This window comes from Geminocystis sp. M7585_C2015_104, from assembly GCA_015295805.1.
GTDB lineage: Bacteria > Cyanobacteriota > Cyanobacteriia > Cyanobacteriales > Cyanobacteriaceae > DVEF01.
Map to the genome: position 1 here is coordinate 1 of DVEF01000086.1, position 6,865 is coordinate 6,865.

7 protein-coding genes are annotated in these 6,865 nt (G+C 42.2%); 3 read left to right on the forward strand and 4 right to left on the reverse strand.

What is annotated here, in order from left to right:
* Positions 1-162, reverse strand: a 162-nt coding sequence (locus IGQ44_10070) for a DUF4281 domain-containing protein (protein HIK38319.1), incomplete at its 3' end; no start/stop codon positions are given.
* 72 nt (positions 163-234) lie between these two features.
* Here IGQ44_10070 and IGQ44_10075 point away from each other — a divergent pair.
* From IGQ44_10075 to IGQ44_10085, 3 genes are all read left to right on the forward strand, one after another.
* Positions 235-1,491 carry an efflux RND transporter periplasmic adaptor subunit gene (locus IGQ44_10075; protein ID HIK38320.1) on the forward strand — a complete coding sequence of 419 codons (1,257 nt, stop codon included), beginning with the start codon at positions 235-237 and terminating at the stop codon, positions 1,489-1,491.
* Positions 1,492-1,872: 381 nt separating this feature from the next.
* A complete protein-coding gene (purU, locus tag IGQ44_10080; protein ID HIK38321.1) occupies positions 1,873-2,730 on the forward strand; it encodes a formyltetrahydrofolate deformylase in 858 nt (285 codons plus the stop codon).
* A gap of 236 nt (positions 2,731-2,966) precedes the next feature.
* Entirely contained in the window at positions 2,967-3,644 is a 678-nt protein-coding gene (locus IGQ44_10085) for a hypothetical protein (protein ID HIK38322.1), read from the forward strand.
* Positions 3,645-3,735: 91 nt separating this feature from the next.
* Here the strand turns inward: IGQ44_10085 and rfbB are convergent, their stop codons facing one another.
* The 3 genes from rfbB to IGQ44_10100 all read right to left on the reverse strand — a co-directional run bounded on the left by rfbB (position 3,736) and on the right by IGQ44_10100 (position 6,126).
* Positions 3,736-4,812: a dTDP-glucose 4,6-dehydratase gene (rfbB, locus tag IGQ44_10090; protein HIK38323.1), complete on the reverse strand. Its 1,077-nt coding sequence runs from the start codon at positions 4,810-4,812 to the stop codon at positions 3,736-3,738.
* Positions 4,813-4,895: 83 nt separating this feature from the next.
* Positions 4,896-5,588: a type 1 glutamine amidotransferase gene (locus IGQ44_10095; protein HIK38324.1), complete on the reverse strand. Its 693-nt coding sequence runs from the start codon at positions 5,586-5,588 to the stop codon at positions 4,896-4,898.
* Positions 5,589-5,628: 40 nt separating this feature from the next.
* Entirely contained in the window at positions 5,629-6,126 is a 498-nt protein-coding gene (locus IGQ44_10100) for a GIY-YIG nuclease family protein (GenBank protein HIK38325.1), read from the reverse strand.
* Between the last annotated feature and the right edge of the window lie 739 nt (positions 6,127-6,865).

The following is a 6,865-nucleotide window of genomic DNA, read 5'->3' on the forward strand; positions in this document are numbered from 1 at the left end:
ACTAATGGCAAACAGGTAAATGTAAAGCAAAATGAGAGGGATGAATGGCAGATAGGATTTCATGATTCTCTGAGTCAACCCCCACTGAGGCAAAAAAATCATAATCATCCAGAGGGGAATTACATATAAATTAGCCAAACTGAATAAAAGATTTAACTCCATTATTCACCCCATAAAATTGGCAATCAATCTCTCCATGATACAATAGAACAGATTCTTGTTGGACTGGCAATTATGAGGGCCATAAACACCCCACCACTTCAACTAGCCTGCCTCCTCCTTCTGCTATCCCCCATAATGGCATGTAGTTATTTTAATAACCAGAATCAAAACCAATCCCTTGCCAGGGAAAAAACCTCTCCCCCCCGTATCCCGGCAGTAGACGTGGGGGAGGTGTCGCGACAATCTTTAACACCTCCACGAGAGTTTATTGGCACTACGAAACCTATACGAGAAGTAGTAGTCCGTTCCCGTACTGAGGGACAACTTTTAGAATTGAAAGTAGACGTAGGGGATTATGTCTCTAAGGGGAGCACCATTGCAATTTTAGATGATACAATCCCTAGGGCATCCTTGGCAAAGGCAGAGGCAGAGTTGAAGTCTCTCCAGTCTCTTGTGGCGGAGGCAGAAGCGGCAGTGTTGGCAAGTCAGGCAGAAGTGGAAGCGACAAAAATCCGTCTGGCACAGGCCGAGTCAGATTATAATAGATTACAATTTTTATACAAAGAAGGGGCAATAGCCAAAAGGGAAGTAGAGTTGGCGGAAACACAGGTAAAAAGTGCAAAACAGGCCTTAAAGGCGGCTCAATCTCAGTTAGAATTGAGAAAGGCGGCGGTAGCCACAGCCAAGGGGAGAATTGTCAGTCAACAGGCAGCCATTGCCGAGGAAAAGAAAAAACTGGCTTTTACCCAAATAAAATCTCCTATAGACGGTTATGTATTAGCCCGTTTGACAGAAGAAGGCAATATAATCCAAAACGGTGGCGAGATTGTCAAAATTGGCGATTTAACTCAAGCCTTAGTAGAAGTTTCCGTCTCGGAATTAGACTTGGAAAAGATTACCATTGGCAAAACCACCCAGGTAAGATTAGATGCCTTCGGTGGGGAAACTTTTACCGGGGTGATTAGACAGATTTCTCCCATGGCCCAAGGCAATACCCGTCAATTTCCAGTGGAGATTCTTATCAGTAATCCCCAGGGGAAAATTAAACAGGGATTGTTAGCCAGAGTTTTGTTTGACAAAGCAACACCCTCTTTAGTCATCCCAGAGGAGGCTTTAACCGTCAGCAATGATAATAATACTGTTTTTGTTGTCAATGCCCAAGCTAATCCCCCACGGGTAATCAGTCGTCAGGTGGTGGTTGGCAAGAGAGGTAATTCCCGGGTGGAGATTATTAGTGGTTTAGCAGAAGGGGAAAAAATCGTTATCAGGAGTAGTCAGCCTCTTCAAAACAATCAACCAGTGAGAATTAGTGCCATTTCTGACTTGTAAGCCTTATAAGGGGAGTAGGGATTAAGTTTTTGGGGTATACAGTCATATTTCTGTTCTGAATACATACGAATGATAATTATTCTACTACTCCTAAAAACTGCGTGTAATGATAATCATTTTTACAGTTTCCATAAGCTATAAAAAGGGAAGTAGCAATGGAGGCAGTTTTTGCAGGGGTTCTACAGAAAAAATATGAAAAATAATATCAATAAGCGGGGAGAATGTAGCAAAAAAGGGGAAAAATAAAGTAGGCAGGGGGATGGAAAGGGGAATGAATAAGTTAGGGTTCTACTATTATAAACACCCTTACAGGGTAAGATTGTTTAGGGCCTATCCGTTTTACCTGAACTTGTCTTGGTTAAACTTGTCTTGTATAAAATTATGGTTGCTACTACTGCCACTCTTCTGGTATCCTGTCCTGAGCAAAAGGGTTTGGTGGCTAAAATTGCTAATTTCATTTATACTAACAATGGTAATATTATTCATGCCGACCATCATACTGACTTAGAAGCCGGTTTATTTCTCTCTCGTATCGAGTGGGAGTTAGAAGGCTTCCGGTTAGCAAGGGAGGAGATTGCCGATGCCTTCAATGCCGTGGCTACCCCTTTAAAGGCACAATGGCAGCTACACTTTTCTGATACTATTCCTAGGGTAGCAATTTGGGTTAGCCAACAAGAGCATTGTCTTTACGACTTGTTATGGCGAATTCAAAGTAAAGAGTTAAAGGCAGAGGTGGTTTGTCTTGTCAGTAACCACACAAAACTAGAGCCCATTGCCCGACAATTTGGTATAGACTATTATCATTTCCCCATAAACCCAGATAATAAAAGAGAACAGGAATTGAAACAGCTAGAGTTGATAAATTCTAAGAAAATTGACCTGATTATCCTCGCAAAATACATGCAGATACTAAGTGCAGATTTTGTCAGAAAATTGCCCCAGAAAATTATCAACATCCACCATTCATTTTTGCCTGCATTTGTAGGAGCGAAACCCTACCATCAAGCCTACCAGAGGGGAGTTAAAATAATTGGCGCTACTGCCCATTATGTCACAGAAGATTTGGATGCAGGGCCAATAATTGAACAGGATGTGGTAAGAATCAGTCATAGGGATACCGTTAAAGACTTGATTAGAAAGGGGAAGGATTTGGAGAGAGTCGTTTTGGCAAGGGCAGTCAGACTACATCTCCAAAACCGGGTATTGGTCTACAATAACAAAACAGTGGTATTTGCCTAAAAGATGGGTTAAGCTGAGAAATTCCAAAAACAAAAAAAAATAGCCAGTTAAAATTAATGCTAGCCAAAATTCCAAAAGATAGTCTCAGATAAAGGGAAGGGCATTGACAACAATCCTAGATGAACAAAAAAATCCACACCCCACTCCCATCCCCCCCCTGACAAAGCAGCAACCGGGAAAATCTAACCAAAAAACCTTAAAATTAGACAAAAGTGGTAGTCAGAGTAAATTATCCTATGAGTCAGAATAGTAAAACACCTTCCTCCCGGAATGTGATAGGCAAATTCAAGACTAACAAAAAAAGAGAATCTCCCCCAAAACGCTATAAGCTTCTCCCGGGTAATGGCTGTCATCAGGCAATAGCCGAGGTCCGTGCTATACTAGTACCACCAACAGAGGACAAGAAAAACTTTTCCCTTATACTACCAGACGGACTACAGCTGGATGCTACCTTCAAAAACAGTCGTCTTTTGTGGCTAGCCTATAATAAACCAGAAATTCAGGGAGAACATTGGTTTCGCGGTTATCCGAAAATGAAAGACGATAGGCTAGTCAGCCTTCAAATTGTAGCTTGGGATGGGAATATGCCAACTTCACCAACAGGAGAAGAACTTTGGGAGTTTACAGGAGTTTGGACTCTACAAAAGAATCTTACCGTACAAAGGTCAATATTGGTAGAAGAAGTGCGTCGTATTGCCGAGGAAACCGGTTTTATAAAGAAGTTTAAATATACTTTTATAAACTCTGCCGACTGGGTTAAAAATAAAAAACTCTGGGTGGGATACGTTTATAAGATTTCCTGTCGGCGAGTCGGTAATATGTTAGAAATCAAAAAAGTTATACCCTATGCTTGTCCGAGAATAAAACCATCCCCACCCCAAAAAAGTCCGAGTAAAGGGGTGAGAATAAAGTAGGGGTTCAAAATATCGAACTACCAGTAGAATGCAAAAAAGGGCGTATTGAGATATATACGCCTAAACCCTCTTTGCGTCTTTGAAACCGTCTTCAAACTGTCTGATAAACCCGTCGATAATATTCCTGATACTCCTCGGAAAGAAGAGGTTGCCACCACTGGGGATTGTCTATATACCATTGGAGGGTAGCCTTCAATCCTGATTCTAAACTTTCCAATGGTAGCCACCCCAATTCCCTTTGTATTTTACTGCTGTCCGTTGCATAACGGAAATCATGTCCTGGCCTATCCTTGACGAAGGTAATCAGTTTTTCTGACGGCTTGACGGGTAAATTGGGGGCAATTTCGTCCATAATCCTGCATATTAGCCTTACCAAGTCTATATTCCTCACCTCGTTACCTCCGCCAATGTTGTATCTATCCCCCGGTTTGCCTTTATGAATTACTAGCTCCAATGCCCTACAATGATCTTCCACATACAGCCAGTCTCTGATATTCTCCCCGTCTCCATATACCGGCAAGGGTTTCCCTAATAGGATGTTAATACACACCAGGGGGATTAGTTTTTCCGGAAAGTGATAAGGACCATAATTGTTGGAACAGTTAGTTATAATGGTGGGTAATTGATAAGTCTTGTAGTAAGCCCGCACTAAATGGTCACTGCCTGCCTTCGACGCCGAATATGGGCTATTTGGCGCGTAGGGTGTGTTTTCTGTAAAAGGGGGATCTCCCGGTCCTAAACTACCATATACTTCATCTGTAGAGACGTGGATAAAGCGAAAATGGGGGGGTTTGCCTTCTTTCTCCCAGTAGTGGCGGAAACTGTCTAGGAGGGTAAATGTACCCACCACATTGGTTTGGATGAAGGTCTCTGGTGCTAAAATGGACCTATCCACATGGGATTCTGCGGCAAAGTGGGCTATTATCTCTATCTGGTACTGTTGTAGAATTTTAGAGACCAGAGGAGCATCACAGATATTCCCCTTGACAAAGACAACACGGGAGTCGTTTAGAATGGGGGAGAGGTTGTTGAGGTTGCCGGCATAGGTTAGGGCGTCTAAAACTACTATTCTATCCTCTGGGTATTTTTTATACCAGTAGTTAGCAAAATTAGAACCTATAAAACCCGCGCCTCCAGTTATTAACAGGTTTTTTCTCCCCCTATCCATATCCTCTAACATTCTGCAAGGATTGTCCCCTATCTAGGATACCATTTTCCTTGGCCTAGTAGAATTTCCTGGTAAAATAAAATTTAGGTTTTTGCCAAAAAGTCTAGTATTTTTTTCAGATTCCCATTACACTGTCGTATTAGGTGTTTTTGGGCGACAATCTCCTCTGCCTTTTGGATATAATCATCCACCATCAATTCACCCCCACAGTGGTTAATTAGTTGGTAAATAGTCTCTTCAGTCACCTCTAGGTGGAATTGTAATGCCAAAACCCTTTCCTTGTACAAAAAAGCCTGATTAGGGCAAACTTCCGTTTTCATCAGGTGTATTGCATTCTCTGGTATATCGAAGGTATCCCCATGCCAGTGAAACGCCATGAGGCAGGAGGGAATATCCCTGAGAATTTCTGTTTTTTTCCCGGCTTCTGTAACTTTTACAGCAAACCAACCAATTTCCTTTTTCCTGTTGGCAAACACCCTCCCCCCCAAAACTTCAGCTATCAGTTGAGCCCCAAGACAAATGCCTATAATAGTCTTACCGTTGTCTATAGCAGTTTTCAGCCACTGTTTTTCCTTCTTTAACCAGGGGTACTTGTTTTCATCATATACCCCCATAGGTCCTCCTAAAACTACTAACCAGTCAAAACTAGACATCCCCGGCAGGCTGTCATTCTCGTAAAACCGCGTGGCTGTCAACCTATAGTTATTTTCTTTTGCCCAGGTTTCAATATATCCTAAACCCTCAAAGGGTACATGCTGTAGGTAGTGTATTCTTATAGTCATGTGGCCCCACTGTCCCATTATATCATCGAAAATATTACATCTTCGGGGTAAAAGGTTGTCCCCACCACTGCCATGATTGTTTGTTAAAGGGTGGCCGCCACTTGAGGATTAGGCTTTTTTCCATGGCTTGACGTAGTTTTCTGTCATGGGAGACACCCCAGTAAAATGCACTTCTGATTGTCACTGGTAATGAATACTGGCGATGGAGACGAATATAACTGTTTATATACCCCCTACAGTCGTGACTTGTCCACCTCTGCCTAGGGGAATTTTTCGTTTCCCCCACATACAGCAGTATTGGTAAGTGAGTGTCTAGGATAAAATATATGCAACTGTGGCTGTGGTCATACTGAGGTAAACGGTAAAATTGCTCAGTATGGGTTTTAAGGCTAAAGGGATCTAAATTTTCTACTTCCTCTAAAGTACAACCGTAATCTGGAAGAAGAGGAATCTGTCTAGAAGACAATTGTCGCTGTTGGTGTTGATAGTTAAAAATACGTTGCTTCCACTGACAAAGGAAGTCAACACTCATGGAAAACTCTTCTCGGGGTAGGGGGTAATAGGGGGAAGTCTCTTCAAACAAACTCAATTGTTTTGGCTTCCCCTTGTGACAACAGAAGGAATTACTCAAGGTAGTTTTTCTATCTCTCCTCACTACAGTTTTCTAGCATCCCATTTATTGAGTATACCTCTGCTTACCTCCTTGGGGTAGTCGGTGCGATCCCTAACTCACCTCTCTGGCATAGCCTGGGTATTAACTATACTTCTACAAGCCGTGGGGGATGGGGTGAGGTGGTTGCTAAAATAAGGAACAGTATCTTTTTTGTATTTTTTAAAAAACAAAAGTATATCACTGTGCACTATTCCAATTATTTTGTTGACGAAAGGGTTTTAGGCTGAGGGGGATGAAAACGGCTAAAATTCCCAAACCCCGGAAAAGGAATTCCCTAGTTTTAGCCTCCCAGTTTACCAGCCAACCGGTGCCAGTGAGTGATTTATTTAGACAGAGTTAAGAAGTGCTACAAAAATGCTTTGAAACCTGCTAATTGACGTCTTCTGTGAAGAAGCAATTTATTGAGGGGATAAAAATCTGGAAAGATGTTAGGCCACAGGGTAACCCATAGGGTGTATAGTGTAAGCTAAGGGGGATGACTCTGAACAAAGACTGCAGGGTGTTTAGGGGGTGGCAGAATGCCCAAAGTAACTAATGTCAGCCTATGGCGGTTTTAAAAACTGGACTTGGCCAATACTGTCCATGAGAGTATAAGCTA